Origin of the sequence: Helicobacter muridarum (genome assembly GCF_000765805.2) — a bacterium.
In the GTDB taxonomy this organism is placed as follows: Bacteria; Campylobacterota; Campylobacteria; order Campylobacterales; family Helicobacteraceae; genus Helicobacter_A; species Helicobacter_A muridarum.
Genome location: NZ_JRPD02000001.1, coordinates 168,859 through 191,018 on the forward strand (window position 1 = coordinate 168,859; position 22,160 = coordinate 191,018).

General features: G+C 32.9%; 18 protein-coding genes, 2 tRNA genes and 2 pseudogenes. 17 read left to right on the top strand and 5 right to left on the bottom strand.

Annotated features, from left to right (window positions below; genetic code table 11):
* Positions 1-3: 3 nt before the first annotated feature.
* The 5 genes from flhB (at position 4) to LS73_RS00800 (ending at position 5,561) form a co-directional block, all read left to right on the top strand.
* Entirely contained in the window at positions 4-1,131 is a 1,128-nt protein-coding gene (gene flhB, locus LS73_RS00780; RefSeq protein WP_034557094.1) for a flagellar biosynthesis protein FlhB, read from the top strand.
* Positions 1,132-1,145: 14 nt separating this feature from the next.
* Positions 1,146-2,399 (top strand): hypothetical protein, encoded by a 1,254-nt coding sequence (locus tag LS73_RS00785; protein WP_052089495.1) that lies wholly within the window; start codon positions 1,146-1,148, stop codon positions 2,397-2,399.
* 45 nt (positions 2,400-2,444) lie between these two features.
* Positions 2,445-3,347, top strand: coding sequence for a 4-hydroxy-tetrahydrodipicolinate synthase (gene dapA, locus LS73_RS00790; protein WP_407918742.1), 903 nt, complete (start codon positions 2,445-2,447; stop codon positions 3,345-3,347).
* 29 nt (positions 3,348-3,376) lie between these two features.
* A complete protein-coding gene (locus tag LS73_RS00795; RefSeq protein WP_172458492.1) occupies positions 3,377-4,147 on the top strand; it encodes an enoyl-ACP reductase in 771 nt (256 codons plus the stop codon).
* A 115-nt stretch (positions 4,148-4,262) separates the two neighbouring features.
* Entirely contained in the window at positions 4,263-5,561 is a 1,299-nt protein-coding gene (locus LS73_RS00800) for a hypothetical protein (RefSeq protein WP_034557086.1), read from the top strand.
* A 62-nt stretch (positions 5,562-5,623) separates the two neighbouring features.
* On the opposite strand, the gene actP is transcribed toward LS73_RS00800, so the two are convergent.
* Together actP and LS73_RS00810 are read right to left on the bottom strand one after the other, a co-directional pair.
* Positions 5,624-7,291, bottom strand: coding sequence for a cation/acetate symporter ActP (actP, locus tag LS73_RS00805; RefSeq protein WP_034557084.1), 1,668 nt, complete (start codon positions 7,289-7,291; stop codon positions 5,624-5,626).
* 9 nt (positions 7,292-7,300) lie between these two features.
* A complete protein-coding gene (locus LS73_RS00810) occupies positions 7,301-7,648 on the bottom strand; it encodes a DUF485 domain-containing protein (protein WP_052089494.1) in 348 nt (115 codons plus the stop codon).
* A gap of 377 nt (positions 7,649-8,025) precedes the next feature.
* Here LS73_RS00810 and hemJ point away from each other — a divergent pair, with 377 nt between their 5' ends.
* On the top strand, positions 8,026-8,460 hold the full coding sequence (hemJ, locus tag LS73_RS00815) for a protoporphyrinogen oxidase HemJ (RefSeq protein WP_034557082.1): 435 nt from the start codon (positions 8,026-8,028) through the stop codon (positions 8,458-8,460).
* Between the two features lie 103 nt (positions 8,461-8,563).
* Positions 8,564-9,841 carry a hypothetical protein gene (locus LS73_RS00820; RefSeq protein WP_104692183.1) on the top strand — a complete coding sequence of 426 codons (1,278 nt, stop codon included), beginning with the start codon at positions 8,564-8,566 and terminating at the stop codon, positions 9,839-9,841.
* A 133-nt stretch (positions 9,842-9,974) separates the two neighbouring features.
* Here the strand turns inward: LS73_RS00820 and LS73_RS00825 are convergent, their stop codons facing one another.
* Positions 9,975-11,003: a bifunctional 3,4-dihydroxy-2-butanone 4-phosphate synthase/GTP cyclohydrolase II gene (locus tag LS73_RS00825; protein ID WP_034557079.1), complete on the bottom strand. Its 1,029-nt coding sequence runs from the start codon at positions 11,001-11,003 to the stop codon at positions 9,975-9,977.
* Positions 11,004-11,122: 119 nt separating this feature from the next.
* On the opposite strand from LS73_RS00825, the gene LS73_RS00830 reads away from it, so the two are divergent.
* Positions 11,123-11,197 (top strand) — tRNA-Gln (locus LS73_RS00830).
* A gap of 7 nt (positions 11,198-11,204) precedes the next feature.
* Positions 11,205-11,281, top strand: a tRNA-Met gene (locus LS73_RS00835).
* Positions 11,282-11,430: 149 nt separating this feature from the next.
* Here the strand turns inward: LS73_RS00835 and LS73_RS00840 are convergent.
* Positions 11,431-12,585 (bottom strand): bifunctional chorismate mutase/prephenate dehydratase, encoded by a 1,155-nt coding sequence (locus tag LS73_RS00840; RefSeq protein WP_104692184.1) that lies wholly within the window; start codon positions 12,583-12,585, stop codon positions 11,431-11,433.
* A gap of 128 nt (positions 12,586-12,713) precedes the next feature.
* Here LS73_RS00840 and LS73_RS00845 point away from each other — a divergent pair, with 128 nt between their 5' ends.
* The 8 genes and pseudogenes from LS73_RS00845 to LS73_RS00875 all read left to right on the top strand — a co-directional run bounded on the left by LS73_RS00845 (position 12,714) and on the right by LS73_RS00875 (position 20,717).
* On the top strand, positions 12,714-13,751 hold the full coding sequence (locus LS73_RS00845; protein WP_034557078.1) for a YeiH family protein: 1,038 nt from the start codon (positions 12,714-12,716) through the stop codon (positions 13,749-13,751).
* Positions 13,752-14,015: 264 nt separating this feature from the next.
* On the top strand, positions 14,016-14,876 hold the full coding sequence (locus LS73_RS00850) for a plasminogen-binding N-terminal domain-containing protein (protein ID WP_052089493.1): 861 nt from the start codon (positions 14,016-14,018) through the stop codon (positions 14,874-14,876).
* A gap of 336 nt (positions 14,877-15,212) precedes the next feature.
* Positions 15,213-15,990 (top strand): annotated as a pseudogene (locus LS73_RS00855) (site-specific DNA-methyltransferase); the annotation flags it as partial.
* Between the two features lie 114 nt (positions 15,991-16,104).
* Positions 16,105-16,912: pseudogene (locus LS73_RS00860) on the top strand (DNA adenine methylase).
* A gap of 2 nt (positions 16,913-16,914) precedes the next feature.
* Positions 16,915-20,094: a type ISP restriction/modification enzyme gene (locus LS73_RS00865; protein WP_052089492.1), complete on the top strand. Its 3,180-nt coding sequence runs from the start codon at positions 16,915-16,917 to the stop codon at positions 20,092-20,094.
* Between the two features lie 5 nt (positions 20,095-20,099).
* Positions 20,100-20,261: a hypothetical protein gene (locus tag LS73_RS10075; protein WP_158655857.1), complete on the top strand. Its 162-nt coding sequence runs from the start codon at positions 20,100-20,102 to the stop codon at positions 20,259-20,261.
* Between the two features lie 2 nt (positions 20,262-20,263).
* The gene (locus tag LS73_RS10080; RefSeq protein ID WP_081955496.1) at positions 20,264-20,413 is read left to right on the top strand and encodes an adenine specific DNA methyltransferase; all 150 of its coding nucleotides are present in this window, start codon (positions 20,264-20,266) and stop codon (positions 20,411-20,413) included.
* A complete protein-coding gene (locus tag LS73_RS00875) occupies positions 20,406-20,717 on the top strand; it encodes a type ISP restriction/modification enzyme (RefSeq protein ID WP_034557075.1) in 312 nt (103 codons plus the stop codon). The genes LS73_RS10080 and LS73_RS00875 overlap by 8 nt, the downstream gene beginning before the upstream one ends.
* 168 nt (positions 20,718-20,885) lie before the next feature.
* Here the strand turns inward: LS73_RS00875 and waaA are convergent, their stop codons facing one another.
* Positions 20,886-22,139, bottom strand: a complete 1,254-nt coding sequence (gene waaA / locus LS73_RS00880) for a lipid IV(A) 3-deoxy-D-manno-octulosonic acid transferase (RefSeq protein ID WP_034557074.1) — start codon at positions 22,137-22,139, stop codon at positions 20,886-20,888.
* Between the last annotated feature and the right edge of the window lie 21 nt (positions 22,140-22,160).

The following is a 22,160-nucleotide window of genomic DNA, read 5'->3' on the forward strand; positions in this document are numbered from 1 at the left end:
ACAATGGCAGAAGAAGAAAAAACCCACGCCCCCTCCCAACGCAAAATAGAGAAAGCAAGAGAGGAGGGCAGTATTGCAAAAAGTCCGGATTTGGTAGGTTTTGCAGGTCTTGTTGTTGGTCTTTTTTTGCTATTTATTATCTTTCCGTTTTGGGTTCAAAATTTAAAATATATATATATTGAGTGTGTTAAATTATTTAATATGGACTTCACCATCAATAATATTTTTACTCTTTCTATGGCTACATTTAAAATTGTTTTCATTTGTGTGATGCCTTTTTTCCTAGCCCTAGTCATAGCTGGAATCATGGGCAATATAGCGCAATTTGGATTTTTGCTTAGCTTCAAAATCATTCAGCCAAAGTTTGATAAAATTAACCCAATCAAAGGCGCAAAGAATCTTCTTTCTTTAAAAAAGCTACTTGATGGGTTTATGATTACATTAAAGGTTAGTGTTGCGTTTGGGATAGGATTCTTTATTTTTATAGGATTCTTAGACGAAGTTGCAGGCATTTCTTTATCTCCTCTTAATGAACAACTAAAATGGCTATATCAAAAATCTTTAATACTTATTAGTTCATTGCTCGCTGTATTCTTGGTTATGGCTGTGATAGACTTCATTATAAAACGTTATCAATATATCAAGAGCCTTAGAATGACCAAGCAAGAGATGAAAGATGAATTCAAACAGCAAGAGGGTAACCAAGAGATAAAGGCTAAGATTCGGCAAATAATGATGAAAAACGCTATGAATAAGATGATGAGCTCTATTCCTAGCGCAAATGTAGTAGTTACAAATCCAACACATTATGCTGTTGCCTTGCGCTTTGATAGTGATAAGGAGTCTGCTCCTGTAGTTGTTGCAAAGGGTATAGATCATCTTGCTATTCGCATTAAAAGCATAGCAAGAGAGCATGAGATTCTAATTGTTGAGAATCCTCCTCTAGCAAGAGAGCTATATCGTATAGTAGACGTGGACAAAATGATACCACAAGAGCTTTTTAGTGCAGTTGTAGAATTATTCCAATATGTTGCAATACTTGAGAGAAAAAGAGGCAGAGAGCCAGAGTTTATGCGCAAGGCACAACAAAAAGCAGAAAATGCAAATAACACTAAGATAGCCTCTTTTTAGAGCAGGGGGAAGTTTTGTTGTTTTATAGTAATAATGCTAATGAGAGAGGGTTATATACTAGTATTTTTTGTATTCTTTTGCTTGCTGATGTGATTTTGCTGTTTTGGTTTGTCTCACAGACTAGCATTTATTTGCAAGAGGCAGTAGGGTTTTTTTCTTTTCAAGATTCTGCCATAACTTTTGGTAAGAGCTTTAGTCAGTCATTTTGTTATAAACTAGCTATCTTTGGTGTAAGAGTTTTTGAGAGTCTTGGAATACATCCTATATATAATGATTTTGGACTTCGAGCCCCCTTTATTTTATTTCATATCTGTAATTGCATATTGCTTTATTCAATATGCTTGAGTTTATTTAGGAGAGCTAAAGATTGTTTGTTTTGCGTAGCAATCTTTATGTTAGTTCCTGGTATTAGCGTTAGTGCTTTGGTGGTATCAAATGCTAGCGTTTTAATATTATTAGCCCTACTTATCATTTATTTTCAATTAGTGCGTAATTGTATAGCATATCCTTTGTTTATTGTTGCATCTGTATTTGATTCTGGTGGCAGTATTATGTGCTTGGCATTATTCATTTATGCTCTCTATTATCGTATGAGCAAAACCATAGCTTTTGCGATTATATGCTTTGGCTTAAATATGTATCTTTTTGCACCTGTTTTTGGTGTGCCCAAGTCCTACTTTTTGGATACGATTGGATTCTTAGCTATTGTCTTTACACCTGCATTATTTGTATATTACTGTGCTTATTTATATTTCTATACCTTTCATAATCCACCAAATCTATTGAATCTAATTTCATTTATTGGGTTTGTACTTGTGCTTTTGTTATCTGTTAGACAGAATATCAAGGTTGATAGTTTTATGCCGATTCTAAGTGTTGGTATTCCTGTATTTGTTGATAGAATGTTTTCTGAACTAAGAGTTAGATTGCCGCAATTTCGATTAAAATACTTTATGCGAGCAAGCGTGGTTGCAATCTTCTTAATATTTGGCAATTTAGTGTTATTTGGTAACAAGCTGACATATTATTTCAGTAATGAGCATAACTTTGCATATCCATTCTATGAGGCAAAAGATATAGCAAAACGTCTTTATGATATGAAAATTACAAATATTGCAACATATGATAATTTAGCCAAGCGACTTGCCTTTTATGGAATTAATACCAATCCTAGTTCTCCATATAGATTAATCCAAATGAAAGACGGTGATATTCGCGTTATATATAGCAATAATGTAATTGCACAATATGGGGTTATTAAGCAATAATGGGTGATTTTGAAATATTTTAGGTAATATTATTTAATTACTTAAATGATAGGCAAGGGGGAGGAAATGGTTATAGGAGCTATGAGTGCACTTGTTACGCCATTTAAGAATGGTAAGATAGATACGCAAAGTTATGAATATCTAATTAAAAGGCAAATACAATATGGTATGGACGCTGTTGTTCCAGCTGGAACAACAGGAGAGAGTGCTACGATGAGTCATGCAGAGCATAAGGAATGTATTGAGATTGCAGTGCATACTTGCAAAAATACATGTGTGAAAGTTTTAGCTGGAGCAGGAAGCAATAATACTATAGAAGCGATTGAACTAGCCCAATTTGCACAAAAATGCGGCGCAGATGCGATACTTTCTGTTGTCCCATATTACAATAAACCAACCCAAGAAGGACTATATTTACATTACAAAGCTATTGCAGAATCTATTGACATTCCAATCATGCTTTATAATGTTCCATCTCGCACAGGTGTTGGGCTTGATGTTGAAACTGCTATTAGGCTTTATCATGATATAAGCAATATCTATGCTATTAAAGAGGCTAGCGGACTTGTTGAACGTGTTTGTGCAATGCTTAATTATGATTCTTCATTTAATGTTCTAAGTGGAGATGATGCACTTAATTATAGCATATTATCATTAGGTGGTCAGGGTGTGATTTCTGTAACGGGTAATTTACTTCCAAAAGATATTGCCTCCTTGTGTCATCTTGCTATGGATAAGAATTTTACGCAGAGTTTAGCTATTTCTAACAAACTTTATGCTATAAATAGGGTCTTGTTTTATCAGAGCAATCCCATTCCAATTAAAGCAGCAATGTTTCTATCTGGGTTGATTCCTTGTCTTGAATATCGCCTACCCTTGTGTGAGCCTAGCAAGGAATGCATGAATTTAATCGAAAAAGCTTTAGAAAAATATGAGGTGCAAAAATGAGTAACACTCCAACTAACACAGCAGAATATATGAAAGGCAAAACACTAGTTATAAGTGGTGCTACAAGAGGTATAGGAAAGGCCATACTTTATAAATTCGCACAACATGGCGTGAATGTAGCTTTCACTTATAATAAAAATGAAGAAGAGGCACAAAAGATTATCCAAGATGTAGAATCTAAGTATCAAATCAAAGCAGTAAGTTATCCATTAAATGTATTAGAGCCAGAGCAATATATAGCCTTATATGATAAGATTGATAAGGATTTTGATAGGGTCGATTTCTTTGTGTCAAATGCTATTATATACGGGCGAAGCGTTGTTGGTGGTTTTGCTCCTTTTATGCGATTAAAGCCCAATGGTTTGAATAATATCTATACAGCTACTGTGCTAGCATTTGTTGTTGGAGCTCAAGAGGCGGTTAAAAGGATGCAAAAGGTGGGCGGTGGAAATATAGTAAGTCTTAGTTCTACGGGAAATTTAGTGTATATGCCAAATTATGCAGGTCATGGCAACTCTAAAAACGCAGTAGAGACTATGGTAAAATATGCAGCACAGGATTTAGGTGAGTTCAATATTCGCGTAAATGCAGTTAGCGGCGGTCCGATTGATACAGATGCCCTACGTGCATTTCCAGACTATGCAGAAGTTAAAGCTAAGGTAGAATCTCAGAGTCCCTTAAAGCGAATGGGGACACCGCAGGATTTAGCAGGGGCAGCGTTTTTTTTATGTGATAATACGCAAAGTGCTTGGCTTACAGGGCAAACTATCGTTATTGATGGCGGAACTACATTTGTGTGATTGTTTCTTTTTTTGTATTTTTTAGTTTGTAAAACTTGTATTATGATTATATAATATAGCATATGTGTCAGTTATTATTAATAGCAATTTATAAAATATATAATTACAATATATAATGATAAGTTTTTATTCAAGCATACTTAATAAATTTTCCACCCTGCTAGCTAAATGTTCATCTTCGCTTGTTAATTATTCGTATTTTCCAAAGCTAGATCTATATCAAGGATTAAGTTCCAAACAAACCAATGATTATCCATTCGATGATTCGCTATATGATTCTAACATCATTAATATAAGTCAATTCTCATTTGAGTCAAATATATCATATGTAGATAAAATCTTAGGATTTATGAATCATAATAAATTTTATCCATATTCTAAGTCAAGACATTGGGATTTATTGGTTAGCTTATTTAATAAGAAAATACGTGTTATCCCGCTTGATTTGTTGCAACACAAAGAGTTAATTATTCAAAAACAAGAATTATATGAGAGAAAATTAGATGATGTTCTATTAACAAAAGCCAAGCAGACAAGAATCCCATTAGCAACACATGAGTGCCAATTCATATTAAATTATATGGATAGCACTAGAGTGAAATTTGAATCATTTTTTGTAAATTCTAGGCTACTTTGCGAGGAGTCTATAGAATCAAAAAGCAATATTTACTATGTCAACCCTCTTTTAATATTTAGTAATCTCAATATGATGTTCCCTAATTTGAGTGATTATACTGTGATATTTCAAGATAAGCATAAGCATGCTATAGCACATTATAGGTATGGAGCTATTGATTTTTGTGCAATAATAGAAAAACAAATACCATTACAAAACTATTATCGCAATATTGATTCTATAGGTGAAGTTATTGTGTGTAATTTAACTTCACAATCATTTACTACTAGTAAAAGCCCAACAATAGAATCTATACTATCTTATGTTATTAAGTCTAATTGGCATACAAGTAAAGATATTGAGCATTATTTAGAAAAGTTTAATATATCTGAATGTTTTAGAATTTTGATGATTAATTATTTTTACTCTACTAATACGTCATTTTTACATAATATGTTAATTATTCCTAAACGGTTTTATATCATGCAGCGCAGAATTATCTTATATGGTGGTATAGGGATTCTTGCTGTGTTGCTTAGCAGTGCGTATAACCTGTATTTACATTATCAACAAAAGCTAACTATTCAAAAAGAGTTAACAAACTATTATCAAATAATTAATGATGAATATCATAAGAAGAAAAGTTATACTTCTGTGTATAGTAAGATTTATGATAGTATTAATAACAATAAGAGCTTGAATTTCTCAATAGAGCAGCATTATAACTCACAATTAAGGCAATGGGAGGATTCTAAGCAGAATCCACCAAGCAACCAAATCAGAGCTTCACTTAATTAAATGAAGCTAAACTATGTTTATATTTAAATCTAGTCTAAGGAATCCTGATATCTATTTTGATATTAATGTGCTACTGCTTTATCAGCACCAATTCCAGTTTTTGCCCTAAAATCAAAGGCTTCAAAACCTTCTTTATCAATCTTTGCCCTCTCGCTCTTGTCTGTGATAGAGAAAAACCACAGCAAGAAGAATGTAAGAGGGATAGAGAATATAGCGGGGTGGTCATAGGGAAATATTGCTTTTTCAAATCCCAAGGTCTTCACCCACATGCTAGGGCTTAGAATTACAAAGCTTACAACAGATATTAAACCTATCAATCCGCCCATAAATACGCCTCGAGTGGTTAGTCCTTTCCAATAAATGCAAAGTAATATGATTGGGAAATTAACACTTCCAGCAATCCCAAATACTAGTCCAACAATGAATGCTACATTTTGATTCTCAAAGACAAATCCAAGCACAATGGCAATCACACCAAGCACCACCGCAGAAATCTTACTTACCCTTATTGCCATCTTACTATCCACATTTCCCTTTTTGATTGTGGTTGTATAGAGGTCATGAGCGATTGCTCCAGCTCCGCTTATGCAAAGCCCAGCCACAACAGCTAAGATTGTAGCAAATGCCACTGCTGAGATAAATCCAAGCAAAACATTTCCACCTAGAATTTCTGATAACAAAATAACTACCATATTTGTAGCACCTGTAAAGTTGCCTTGTGCATCTACATATTTTGGATCTCCAAGCACAAAGGCTATTGCCCCAAATCCTAGCACGAATGTAAGTATAAAAAAATAGCCTATGAATCCAGTTGCATAGAATGCCGACTTTCTAGCTTCACTAGCGTCTTTGACTGTAAAGAATCTCATTAAGATATGGGGTAGTCCAGCTGTGCCAAATGTAACAGCTAACCCAAGAGATATGGTAGCTATTGGGTCTTTAAAGAATACCCCAGCTTTCATTATTGCTTCGCCTTTTGGGTGATTGTTGATTGCTAAATCAAAGTAATAATTCAAATCAAATTTTGATAGATAAAGAATCATCAAAGCCATTAGGGTTGTCCCACCTAGAAGCAAGCTTGCTTTTATGATTTGCACCCAAGTTGTAGCGTGCATACCACCAAAGACAACATAGCATACCATTAGGATTCCAACAAGAACGACAGCTAGGGCATATGGCAAGCCAAAGAGAGTTTGTATAAGCTGCCCAGCTCCAACCATTTGCGCAATGAGATAAAATATTACAATAACTAGTGTGCTAAGGGCTGCTACAATTCTTATTGGCTTTTCTTCTAGACGCAGAGCTATTACATCTGTAAAGGTGAATTTACCAAGATTTCTAAAGCGTTCAGCAATAAGGAATAGTATTACTGGCCACGCAATAGTCCAACCAACAGGATAAACTAGGGCATCAAATCCATATGAGAATATAAGCGCGGTAAGCCCTAGAAATGCTGCCGCACTCATATAATCTCCAGAGATAGCTAAGCCATTTTGAAACCCAGAGATACCACCCCCAGCAGTGAAGAATGCAGCGGCTGAATTTGTTTTTTTGTTAGAGTAGTAAGTAATGCCAAGTGTAACTAGCACAAAGGCTAGAAACAAAATTACAGCTGTGATATTTAGTTCATTTTTTACTACTTCATCATCACCTGAATCAAATGCAGCCCCAAAGGCTAGATTGCTACATAATAATAGTAATAATAGAATAAAAGTATTGAATTGTCTCATTGTTTTTCCTTAGATGATTTCGCTTTTTTGCATTTTGTTAAGAATTTCTTTTTGCTTATCATCAAAAAAATAATTCGCCACAAATCCATACAATCCCGTGCTAATAATGCCTAGTAAAATTGCACAGATTCCAAAGACAATGCCTACAGTAACAGGAGAATCCCCCACCCTCAAACCTAAAAGGTCTGGGAAAAATCCAACTAGCCCCAAGAAGCTAAAATAACAACCAAGAATCAACACAGTCAAAAAAACACAAAACCGAATCTTAAAACGCATGAATTCTTTGAATTCTTCATACACAATTTTTTGTTCTTTACTCAAATTATCTTGCTTAAAAACAAACCTTTTGTTTGACATTAACTCCTCCTTAAAAATTTATGTGATTTGTATTAATTATATTTAAAAAAAACATGAAATTACCTAATTTTTTATAAAAATATCTTTATTTATTAATAAATTAAGATAAAAATTAGGTAATAACGAACTAATTCTATACAACTGTAGAAAAATATATCTATAACATTGCATTTATTATATTTTTTGTATATATTTTGTGAATATAAATTACAAAATATACACTTATAATTTACTATGAACAATTTATGTTCATTGTGCTATTTATATTGTGTAGTTGCTAAATTTTAGGACTAGATACTAAGCACTTTGTGGATATAGATTATGTTTATTGGGCTAGAATTTCAACTCTAAATCTATATTATTTAATAAGGAGCAGCATGATAGAGTTTTATGGTGCTTTTAAGGCTCTTCACATTATTGCAGTAATTTCATGGATGGCTGCTTTACTATATTTGCCAAGATTATTTGTATATCATTCAGAACAGAAAGACAATATACAATTTAAGCAAGTAGTCCAAATACAAGAGAAGCGACTTTATTATGGCATTGGCTATCCCGGAATGCTACTATCTATTATTAGCGGGATTCTTATGATATTATCTAATCCGCATTTATTTGCAAGCGGTGGTTGGTTACATGCAAAGCTAACATTTGCATTGTTGCTTATTATTTTTCATTTTGCTTGCGGATTTTACCGTAGAGCTTTGATGCTAGATAATTATAAGAGTGCTAGATTCTTTAGATTCTTCAATGAGATTCCTACGTTATTAATGATAGGAATTGTGATTATGGCTGTGGTAAAACCTTTTTAATAAGAATTTATTTTCATTCTATAGTCCCATATTAAGAATTGCGTAAATATCTTTTGATTCGTGCTACAATATTAATTGTTTCAAAGTTTCAGCAAGGATGATAATGTTTTGTAGAAGCTTACTTCGAGTCATATTTTTTTTTAGTGCTTTTGTATGGGCAGATCAGTATTATATTTCTGGCAATAATTTTTATACGCGCGAGTCTTATAATCATCTTATTTCGCCAATACCAATTCCAACGCAAGAAGTAGTTAGACTAGATTCTAAAAAATGCACAAAAAATTGTCTAAATTCTATGTTTGATAATAAGATGTATTTCAGCTTTATGTCAAAATATATAGACTACAAAGACGATCTCTTAAGCAAGCGTTTTAACTCTGCTGTTAAAGCTTTGCTAGATTCTGAAATGTTGCCTATTATTACTAGTGATGAAATTATTCGTATAGCTTTGCTTATCCCTCAAAAGAGCATTGGTAGATATTCTGCTAGCAGTGCCGTTAGTATTCTTTCTTATCTCATTACAAAGGGTGTAGACTTTGAGTTTGATGTATTTGATTCTCAAAATGAAGATGCAAGCAATCTAAGTAGGGCATATTCTGAAATTCAAGAGCAGGAGTTCAATTACATAATAGCTATTTTAACTGGTAAAGGGTTGGAGAATTTAATAAATAGCACAGATATTACAACACCAATATTTGTGCCTACTTTAAATAAGTATCAAATTCCATCATCGCTAGATGTTAGCAATATATTCTTTGGTGGTATAGATTATAAAAAGCAAATTCAGATGGTGCTTGATTTTGCTAATGACAAGAAAGCAAAAATCATAAGCTATAACGATGATGGTGTGATTGGTAGAATGCTAGGAGGAATTGTTTCTGCGAAGGCTAGCTCCATTCTTGCAGAGGAGAGCGTAGATTCCAAACAAGCGACAAAATTTGGGACTTCAATAAGTAAGGTTAGAAAAGATTTAAAACAAAGTGTGGTAATTCTTAATACTTCTGTAACTAAAAGCGGGTTAATCATTCCGCAAATAGGCAATACATCTCAAGTACCAATAGCATTTCTTTCTACTCAAATTAACTATAACCCATATTTATTAAGATTAGTGCCAAAAGAAGATTCAAAAAATATTTTTGTTGTTAGTTCTATTGGTCTATTAGGCGACAAACTTTTGGCGTTTAGTGATTTATTAAGCTCTGATTTGCAATATGATTGGGTAAATTATGCTACTGCCTTAGGTGTAGATGTTATGCTTTCAAAAAATACTAAAGGTTGGAATAGATTCTTTTCTGAAAAAATTCAAAACAACCAAGTTTTATATCATAATAGATTTTATGGCGTTAAAGATTCTCACTTTGTACCTATTGATCCAAAATGATAAACATCTCTTGGCTATGTAATTTCAAAATCTTTTCCTTAGTTGTTACTAAAATGCTTATTGTTTATCTCAATGTATAGATAATAATAGCCTATTTTGCTTTGAATTCAAATACATTTAGAGTTCAATATAATCAAATCTCTATTTTTTCTAATAATGTAAGATTAAAACCACTTAAAGCCGCATATTCACTCTTACTAGAGCTAAGTAATCTAAAGCTTTCAACCTTAAGTAGCCTTAAAATTTGTGCTCCTACCCCATAATCTTTTACGTCTTTATTTTGTAATGAATCTGAATTCAAAAATATGCAATATCCACCCTCTTTTTGTATTTTTTCTATGGATTTTAATAAATCATCAAACTCAGCTCCATTTTCCAGAAGCTCCAAATCACTCCTAATGCTATGGAATTTAACCAACGGAATATCCATACAATGTTTGCTAAATTGAAATGATGTATGTTTATAGCCTAAATGGTCATGAAAGATAATGCGCTTACATTTATACCCTAATAATTCAAAGTCATCTTCAGTTATCTTGGAGACTAGATTCTCATAATTTAGTCGATACTGAATTATATCTGATACATATAGAATTTTTAGATTCTGTTCTTTAGCAAAGTCAAGTAAGAATTTATCACCACGTCTAGCCATTGAGCCATCTTTCTTCATGATTTCACAAATCACGCTAATTGGAGAGACACCTGCGAGTTTGCAAATATCAACACTTGCTTCTGTGTGTCCTGTCCTAGCTAGCACTCCACCCTCCTTAGCAATTAGTGGAAATATATGCCCAGGTCGCACAAAGTCACTAGGAGAAGCATTTGCATCGCACATAAGCCTAATTGTCATATCTCTTTCATAAGCAGAGATACCTGTTTTTGCCTCTCTAGCGTCAATAGAAACAGTAAAGGCTGTTTCATGATTGCTATCGTTCTTACTAACCATAGGGGGTAAATCTAGCTTTAGGGCAATTTCTTGTGTGATAGATACACAAATTAATCCCCTTGCTTCTTGTGCCATGAAATTTATTTTTTGTGGTGTGGAAAAAATTCCGGCCATGACCAAATCGCCTTCGTTTTCCCTATCTTCATCATCCATAATAATTATCATTTTACCGTTTTTGATTTCTTCTATGGCTTCTCTCACTCTTTTTTGATACATGAATATGCCTTAATCTTTACGTTTTTGCAAAAATTATAGCAAAAATATTTGACTTTCAAAATTTTCACGCTATAATACTATCTTTGATTTCTAGTTGAAATTTTTAGTTAATTTTATATTAGGGTATCGCCAAGCGGTAAGGCAGCAGGTTTTGGTCCTGCCATTCCGAGGTTCGAATCCTTGTACCCTAGCCATTTATATCGCGGGATAGAGCAGCCAGGTAGCTCGTTGGGCTCATAACCCAAAGGTCGGGGGTTCAAATCCCTCTCCCGTAACCATTCTTAATTAAATTATTCATTTTTTCTCACATATACATATCATAATAAAGCTATCTTTAGATATTAGTGTTTTATATAAAGCTTTAATGCTTATTTTAATTTGTTTAACTTTGTGTAACACAAAGTTTAGCATTATTTAATATTATAAATTACTTTGATTCTTTCGTGGTAGAGGTAGGATAGCTACCTAGCCACTTGATTTCATCACCTCTTTTAGCAAAGATTCTAGCTATATTCTCATCATATCTATGTCCATAGAAATCCATATAAAATCCAGAACGAAATCCTCTATCATAGTGAATAGGGCGTGAATCTATCTTTGTAATATTGATATTTTCCTCTTTAAAATCACGAAGCAATTCAAACAAAGAGCCAGATTTCTCAAAGTCTTTGATACTTACGAATATAGATGTCTTTTGATTCTTTGCTTGCGGATTAAAAAAATCACTAATGATTACAAAGCGGGTTTGATTATTAAAATTTGTTTGTATTTTATTAAACATAATTGGTAACCCGTATATTTTGGCTGCAATATGCGAACAAATTGCAGCACTTTTAGAATCCTTGCTAGCTAGCTTAGCAGCATATGCTGTAGAAGTAACTCCGACTTGCTCAACATTGCTTAAGTTATAGTCGTTTATAAATTCTTGGCATTGTCCAAATGCAATATCTCTTGAGTAAATTCGCTCAATTTCGCCAATATCTTGTGCCATAGTTGCAAAACTATGATGAATGTCAAATACAATTTCTCCTATGATGCTAAAGTTACATCTTGCTAGATTGTCAATACTTTCTCCAACCATGCCATTGGTATTATTCTCAAGTGGAATGACTCCATATTTTGCATTGTGGTTTTTTAAGGATTGAAAAACTGCAGTTATAGTATTTACGCTTAAATAGCGACTTAAAGGTCCAAATATGCTTTCAGCTGCTTGGTGACAAAAGCTTCCAATCGGTCCTAAGAACGAAACTCTTTGAGGCATTTCTATATTTAAGGCTACGCCAAATATTTCATGAAATATCGATTCAAGTCTCTCTCTATTTAGATTACTAAGGTTATGTTGTTTTGCATATTCTACTAGATTATCAATAATGCTTTTTTCCCTATCGGGGCGATATATGGTTGCGTTATTTTGAATTTTTAGATGCCCTATTTGCTTAACTATCTCAAATCTATTATTAAGTAACTTTGCCATTTCAAAATCCAGCCTGTCAATTTTATCGCGTAAAACACCAATCTTTTCATCTATATAAGTATCTGACTTTATATTATTGATAAATTCCGAATCTTCATTATTCTCCATATTTTATCCTTAATTAATTGACAAATGTAACATATAAATTAACCGATATTTTACCAAAATCGATATAATTCATATCATTAATAATTTTATCTATCAAGATTTTATTATAATTTAATTAGGAATTTATAATGAGAAATTTTGTTTTTTTTAATGCTGGAGGTATTTTTCTTGCATTTTGTATTGCCACTGCTAGTATATTTATTGCTAACTTAGATTACACAAAGTCACTTCATATATCACCACTAATTATTGGTGTTTGTTTTGGTATTTTGCTCTCTGATTTATATAGGAAAAATCATAGCTTTCATAAAAAAATGGAAGCAGGCATTGGCTTTAGTGCAAAGAGAATTCTAAGATTAGGCATTATTCTTTATGGTTTTAATGTTTCTCTTAATGATATTACTGATGTTGGATTTGTTGGAGTATTGTTATCTTTAGTTGTTGTTATTTCTATATTGATTATTGGATTCTTCCTAGGGACAAAGGTTCTAAAGCTTGATAGGGATTTATCAATCCTAGTAAGTGCTGGTGCGGCTATTTGCGGAGCTGCAGCAATTCTAGCTATGGAATCAGCCATAAAATCAGAGACATACAAAGGTGTTATTGCTGTTGGAACTGTTGTTGTATTTGGTTTGATTGGCATGTTTGTATATCCTGTGCTATATCAACTAGGTTTTATTCCTCTTGATTTTATACAAGAGGGATTATATATAGGTATTACTTTGCATGAAGTGGCAAATGTTGTTGGTGCAGGCGATGCAATATCTCCAGAATGCGCTTCTTATGCTTTGATTGTAAAGATGATTAGAGTAATGCTTTTAGTGCCTACGTTGATTATTGTCCCGTTATTACTTCAGAAATTCTTTTATGATGATAAACCACAAACAAGAAATAAACTTCATATTCCTTGGTTTGCGATTGGATTTATGATAGTTATAGTTTTACATTCTATTATTGATTTTCCATCTGTGATTATCGAATCAGGTAAGCTAATTTGCGTTTTGTTTCTTACTATGTCTATGTGCGCGCTTGGATTGCAAACAGATTTGAAGAAATTCATCTCACTTGGAGGGGCTGCGTTTAAGCTTGCATTTTTGTTAAGCCTTATTTTATTTGTAGGTGGATTTATCTTAATATATTCATTATCTCTTACTCACATTATATAGTTGGTGTATTTAACTCATTTATAATATATTTTTATATGCTTACCTCAATAATGGGATTTAAATCTGAATTCAGGCTATTATATAGCCCAAAATACTTATTATGTTTTCTAGTTCTTCAATTACTTAATATAATGCAAAGTTAGATATGTTGTTTTATTTATATACTAAGCTTCAAATGATAGGACTTAGAAGTTAGAATCTTATCATGTTTTGATGTGGTAAGATTTTAAAAATTTTATGCCTTTAGTGCGGAATGGAGATATTATGTTGCGATTTCTTATCTTATTATCATTTTATTATTTTGTTGTTTGTTACGGGGCAGTTAGTGATATAGATTCTAATTCTAAAGATAAAGAAAGCACTAATAATATAAACTCTAACCAAACCAAGCAAGCTTTGGATTTTGAAATAAATGAACATAAGATTCAAGAGCTTAAAAATTTAACCCAGATTGAAATAAGTCAGATTCAAGTCGTGGAATCTATTAATGATGTATGGTTTGCAACTTTTCCTGCTAAAAATCTTAAAGTAGGTGAGGTGGGAATTATTATTCGAGACTTAGAATCTTATCGTGTTGTTGTCGCAGATGTTGAAATTATTAGCATTGATGGAGATTTGGCTAGGGCTAAAGTTGTTCCATTTAGTCAATTAAAGCAACCATATTTGCCAACTCCAAAACTAACAGCACAACAAGGCGATAAAATTATATTTAGAAGTTATAATGATAAAGCATTCTTAATTGCTCCAGATGAAATGACATATAATTTAGTCAAGGAAAAATACCAATTTGTTAATTTTATTAGTTCAGATTTGCTTATGGGTTTTTTAAACTCAAGGGGTAAGCATGATCCAACTAAAAAAACTTTAGTTGCTGCATGTAACGAGTATGCTGTTGGTATGGTCTTTATTGTAGGTAGCGATACATTGGCTGCATTTGGTTGTCAGAATTTAAGTTTAATCCATGAAAGCGATATAGTTACTAGTGGTGTTAGTCCACAAACTCCATTCTATACACGTGTTAATTTTGAAGGTGGGGGCTCTCTTACTTATTTGTTTGCTTCCAAGAAAAGTAGGAAAAATTATTTTAGTTATTACGATTCTATAATTAAAGCAGGGAGAAATTAGAATAAGTTATATATTTTCTTGTCTTTAAAGCTTATCCTTGCTGTAAATACATAAATAAAATCAAAGTTTAGCAGCAAATATCTTTGACTTTGATTGTATTCGTGAAATGATTTTGATTTTATTTATGTATTTACACCTTTTTGAAACAAATGGACAAAGTCTTTTAAAAGAATTTTCTTTTATGAAATTTGTAAATCCAGCATATTCATCACGAGCAGCGATAGTAATGCTTTAAAAAGCATAGTAAATTTAGATAAATAATCCAATAAAGAATTAAGTCCGATATAGCTAGAATTTTACTAAACAAATAGAGATTAAAACAATCAAAGGTTAGAGATGGATACTAATCATAGCAAAGATTACAAAAAAGCATTTTATTCTAAGCTAGAGGATTGTTATTTGGGTGTGAAAATCAGGGATTTTCATCAAGGAAATATCGCTAAAAGTGGCTTTAGCAATCTGCTTAAAATCAAAGAGCAATACTTCACCCATATCAAAGCCTATTTAGATAAAGAAATAACAAGTGAATTGCAATCACACGATATTTACAATAAACTTTACACTTTCTTTGATAGTTATTTAAACGAAAGCGGCACACCCTTTTTTACCAATACTCCAATCTATAAAAACATCTATGCTAAAGTGTATAATAATTCCAAAGACACAAGCCTATTCTACAAAACACAAAATCTCTATTATGTCAAATCCGACACATTCTATCAAAACCTTACCTTAAGCGATGAAAAGCAAAATTATGAAGTGTTCTTTGATGCAAGTGAATATAAACAAAATGCCGATAATAATAAAAATAAAATTATTTTTAAATTTGTAAATGTTGAAACAAACAATCAGAACAAAATACAAATCTCAATCAAAGTAACTAATCAAAAAGACTTATTCCCAACTCTTAATAATGTTTTTAAACAAAATTCTAATGAGTTTAGCGAGGATTTTTTAAAAGATTTAAAGCAAAATGCAATCCTTAAAGATTCTAAAATCAAAATTAACGAAGAAGAGCTGAAAAAAAATCTTTAGAAGCTACAAAAAACAAAGTGAAATAGACTTTTTTATCCTCAAAAACGCAAGAGAGTTTCTAAAAGAGCAGTTTGATTTGTGATTTAAGTATTTGTATAAAAACAACGCCTTAAAAGGAGCAATTTTGACCAAGCCTAATAGAAATATAAGAGAACATTTACTTGATTTAAATGAAGGCTTAAATGAGAAAAAGATGTGTTTCTTGCATTCTCTCAAAGGCAAATCCCTTGCTTATAAGCGCTATACTAAAAGCCCATTGCGCTATGGTGGAGGCAAAAGCCTAGCAGTTGGGCTAATCTTGGAGCATTTTCCTAATGATATAAAGCGATTAATTTCGCCCTTTATGGGAGGAGGGAGCGTAGAAATCGCAAGTGCGTTAGAGTTAGATTTGGAAGTAAAAGCCTTTGATATTTTTGATATTTTGGTAAATTTTTGGCAGGTTTTGATCGTAGATTCCTTGAAACTTTATGATGAACTTTTGAAGCTTGAACCCACAAAAGAAACCTATGCGGAGATAAAAGAGGAGCTGAAAGCTTATTGGAATGAGAGGCATAAAAATGCAAATAATACTCCACAGAAGCATTTAGATTCCCTCACACTTGCAAGAGATTATTATTTTAATTTTAATCTCTCCTATGGACCCGGATTTTTAGGCTGGATGAGCAAGATTTATGAGGATAAAAGTCGCTATTTAAATGCTTTACAAAAGATTAAATATAATGTTTAAAGGAATCTACCCTATGCGGAATTTTCCTATTCATCACAATATATTCAATCATGCACTTTTAGCTCAATGCCTCAAAAACCATAATGGCAAGTTTCTTTTAAGCTATAATGATTGCGAATTTGTGCGTGAAGCATATAAGGATTATAGAATCTTAGAACCAAAATGGCAATACACTATGGGACAAGGTGAGATAAGAGTGGGCAAAAACAGGTTAGATAGAGGTGATACAAATAATATCAAACAAAGCCATGAATTGTTGATAATTAAGGAGTGAGAATGCAATTTCTAAAAGATTACCTTAAAGCAGTTCAAAATATTTCACCACAAGACAAAGAGCACACCTACCGCACATATTTGCACAATCTTTTACAATCCCTAAAAGAAAATCTTAGCACACAAGATAAAGCCTTACAATCTCTCCATATCAAGCACGAGCCAAACAACGACAAAGAGGGCAGAGGTGCACCTGATTTTCTTATTCAAAATCAAGGCTTGATGATTGGCTATATTGAAAACAAACGCGTCAATGCAGATTTGGATTCTGTGGCGCAAAGTCCCCAGATTGAAAAATATCTGCGACTTAGCGATAATCTAATGCTTACAGATTATTTGCGATTTTGCCTCGTGCGCAAAAATGACAAAGGCAAGGCACAAATTGTGCAAGAATGTAGAATCTGCGATTTAAGCCAACTTAAAGCCACCCTTAAAAACAAAACATTTTTAGAATCTAAAGAAAAAGAACTAACCGAGCTTTTCAAACTCTTTTTCGCTCACAGCCCAAAGCCTATTATCACTGCACAAGAATTTGCTTCTACTCTTGCTCAACGCACACAGATTCTAAAAAATTCTTTAATAGAGGCGCAAGAAAACACGCATATTACAAGCCTTTATGAAACTTTTAAAGAGCAGCTTTACAAAGAGTTAAATTTCACAGAGTTTGCCGATAGCCTCGCACAAACGCTCACTTATAGCCTTTTTCTTGCAAGGCTAAATAATACAAGTGGCAAGGAGATTGATTTGTATAATGCCAAAGCCTTTATCCCTAAGTCTTTTCCGCTTATTCGTGCGATGAGTGGATTTTTAGACAATTTAGAGGATTTAGATTCTATCAAATGGCTTATAGGGGAGATTTTGTATATTATCAATCATATTGACATTATAAGCATTATAAAAGAGCTAAACAAAGCAAGTGAAAAAGACTTGTTAGGGCATTACACCACACATTTTACACACAAAGACCCTTATTTGCACTTTTATGAAACTTTTCTTTCTCAATACGACCCGAGATTGCGTGAGATTCGTGGCGTGTATTACACTCCTGCAAGTGTGGTAAGCTTTATTATTAATGCCATAGATTCTATACTTAAAAAAGATTTTACCTTACAAAATGGCTTGGGTGCGAGTTTGGAGAATGATAATATCACGCTTTTAGACTTCGCCACAGGCACAGGGACATTTTTGCTTGAAGCTTTCCGCAAAGCCCTAGAATCTATCCCTAAAGATAGCCCAAGATATAATCCTAAAGTCTTGCTTTCTCGCTTTTTTGGATTTGAGTTTCTAATCGCTCCTTATACAATAGCACATTTAAAGCTTTCACAAAGCTTTAAGGAGGAGTTTAACGCACCCTTGCATGATAGAGAGTCTTTAAATATCCGCTTAACAAATACACTTTATTTTAACAAAGAAAGAGATGAAAAAAGAAAGCAAAGCAATCTTTTTGCGGGAATGATAGAGTTAGCACAAGAGTTTAAAGAAGCGCAAAGAATCAAAGAAAATGCAATTTTGATTATAACAGGCAATCCGCCTTATAGTGGGGCAAGTGCGAACAAGGGCTTATTTGAGGATAATGTGCGTATCACTTATGGCTTAGAGCCAAGTGAGGCACATTTAAATGAAAATGAGCAAAAATATATTGACTTACATCTTAAAAATAAAACAAAAGAATCCCAAAAAGCCTTTAAAGCTATTTTAGAGCGTAAAAAGCTTAAAAATGAGAAAAATCCCAAATGGTTACTTGATGATTATGTGAAGTTTATCTGCTTTGCAGAATCTAAAATCAAAGCCCAACATAGTGGAATCTTTGCCTTTATCTCTAACAATAGTTTTTTAGACAATCCCACCTTTCGCGGTATGCGCTATCATTTGCTAAAAACCTTTGATACAATCTATATTTTAGATTTGCACGGCAATGCGAGGAAAAAGGAAGCCGCACCTGATGGGAGTAAAGATGAAAATGTCTTTGATATTATGCAAGGTGTAAGTATTAATATCTTTGTGAAAAATAGCAAAAAATCCTTAAAGGGCGGGGCTTGTCATTCTGAGCCGACAGGCGAAGAATCCCGAGATATTTCGCATTCGCTCAATATGACAAATAATCTCTCTACACTCTACCACTATGATTTATATGGAAAAAGAAGCGATAAAACAAACTTTTTATATGAAAATACCTTAGATTCTATTGCTTGGACTACATTAGAGCCCAAAGAGCCTTTTTATCTTTTTATCCCACAAAATGAGAGTTTAAGGGCAGAGTATGATAAGGGCTGGAGCGTCAAAGATATTTTTAAGGTTTCAAGCGTTGGAATTGTGGGCGGTAGAGATAAATTTGTAATGTCGGATTCTGATAGCCTTGAATCGTTAGAGAGATTCAAAAAACGCATTAAAAGGTTTATGGAGCTGGATAAAGAAAGTGCAAGACAAGAATTTGACTTAGGCAAAGATTCTAGAGATTGGAAAATAGAATATGCACAAAAAGAATTAAGAGACACAGGTAATAATTCAAATAACTATGTAAAAATCCATTATCGCCCTTTTGATTTTCGTTGGACTTATTATACAGGTAAATCCAAAGGTTTTCATTGTATGCCACGAGGCGAAGTAATGCAACATTTTTTGCAAGGTAAAAATCAAGCATTACTTGTTTCAAGGCAAAGCTCGGCTGTGGGTGATGATGAGATAAATACTATTGCAATCACTGACAAAATCGTGGATATTAATTTTTACCGCAGAGGTGGCGAACAAGTAATGCCTCTTTATCTTAAAAATACAGAATCTAGCAAAGAGAAAAAGAGTAAAAAGACTAAAACTTGTCATGACTTAAGGGCAACCGCCCGAAGTATCTCACAAGACTCCGATAGAGATATTTCGCTTAACGCTCAATATGACAAGTTTGAATGGGTAGAAAACTTCACACCCGAATTTAGAGAGTTTATAGATTCTAAATACAACGAACATTTTAGCCCTGAACAGATTTTAGGCTATATCTATGCGGTGCTTTTTCATAAAGATTATAGAGAAAAATATATTGATTTTTTGAAAATTGACTTTCCAAAGATTCCCTTTGTGGAATCCAAAGAAAAGTTTTTAGCCTTAAGTGCGTTAGGACAAGAGCTTATACTTACACATCTAATGCAAGATTTACAACAAGAGAGAGAGAGAGAGAGAGAACAGAAATGATGAGAATGACTTGCAATATTGGGCTAAATTTGGCAAGACAATACAAGATGAGCGGTTCTTGGCAATGTGTGATAGTAACGAATACTCTAGTAGATTTATCGCTAATGGGTGGTGGCAACACAGGTGCAGGAACAATCTTTCCTCTCTATCTCTACCAAAAGGCTTAAATATGAATATCGGTTTAGTCTGTGATAGGGGGTGCAAATTGCAAGAGATTGATAATATTTTTATCACGCAAAACATTATTGATTTACATTTGGTGGGTGGTGGGAGCTATGTTTTTCCACTTTATATAAATGAAAGGGTAAGAAATGAGTGAGCAAATCGGTGAAGCCAAATACAAAGATACAAAAAATAAAAATCTCAAAATTGAAAAAATCGCCTATGACGCCGAAGCACAAAAGCTTTTTGTCAATGAAAATTTACACTTTTGCGGTGTGAGCGAAGCGGTTTGGGAATATAAAATCGGCGGTTATCAAGTTTTAGATAAATATCTTAAATCCCATAAGGGAGAAGAAATAGACTTTAAACACTTTGAAAAAGTCATTCAAAGTTTAAATAAAAGCCTAGAGATAGAATCTAAGATTGCAAAACTGGTGGTAGTAAAGAAATGGCAGAAATAATAATATATTATAGAGTATTATTGAAAAAGCAATAGGGTTGATTGCGACTTAAAACTTATAGGATATATATTTTAATGTTAGTAAATTTGTAAATACATAAATACAAAGTCATTTCATGAATCAAAGTGAATTTGCTGCTAAACTTTGATTTTATTTATGTATTTACACTTAGTCTATTATTGTTTTTAGCATGTTATCTATTATTTTGACATTGATTCTTGATTTGTGTAGATTAGGATATAGTGATAGTTTATTTGTTAATTCATTCTTAGAGACTAGATAATAATTTTCTACACAGCTAAATAATGCTTGCTGATTAAAGATTTCCTTACCGCTAATTAGCACATTGTCAAATGTGGCTGGCTCTAATGGATTATGTCCGCCAATTTTCTCAAAGCTACCCGCTAGTATCACAATATCGCTTATGGCATATAAATTAATTAATTCTCCTAATGTATCTATAAGTAAAATATCTGATTGTATATTGTCTAGGGTTTCTTTGCTAGATTCTTCATTACATTGAGTATTTGTTATCCAATCACTCCAACAGTTAACATTGGCACTTTTAGCACAGAGGTTATATACTATCCCAAATCGCTCGGGGTGTCTTGGTGCAATAATTAATAACGGGTTTGGTTTACTAGATTTATATTCATAATGTCCCTTTTTAGTTTCATTTGATTTTTTTTTATTGTATATGTTACGAAATTTTATAAATGATTCTAATATTAGCTCCTCTTCTTTGTCATGCGTGCTAGCTGCAAGCACAATTAAGCGTTTTGGCTTTGTGTAAAGCTTGCTAGGTTTTATTGTAGATAAAATCTTGATATTTCCAATGACATGAATATTATTAGCTCCAAGTAGCTTTAGACGTGATAAATCTTTATTGCTTTGCGCTAATACATAATCTATATGCAGAAAAATATGCTTATAAAAGTTTTTAAGCATCAAATATCTCTTAAAGCTCCGCTTTGAAATACGTGCATTGATAAGCTTTGTTTTTGCTCCCAATCTCTTAGCGTGAAAGAAGAGCATAAGCCATATTTCTGCTTCAAATACTAGTAAATTTTTACAAGTTGGAGCAACAAGTGGCAATAAACTCTCAAATGGCAAATACTCAATGCTCAAATTTTTTCTATTTCCAAAAAGATTATAAGCTTTTGTAAATCCTGTGTTTGTAATGACTGTTAAGAAGATTGATTTTGTGCTAGGTATAGAATCAACAATTGGCTTTAGTGAGCTCACTTCCCCAAGGCTACAAGCATGTAACCAAAAGTCATAGCTCTCTTTGGAATGATTCTTGGCGAATAAGAATCTAGCTCTTAGACTATTACGATACTTTTGCTTAAATGATAGAATAATTATTGCAGGAGTGGCTATGATATGGGCTAGGCAAGCTAGAACATAATAAATAAATGTCATTATTAAACCACTAGGATTAAT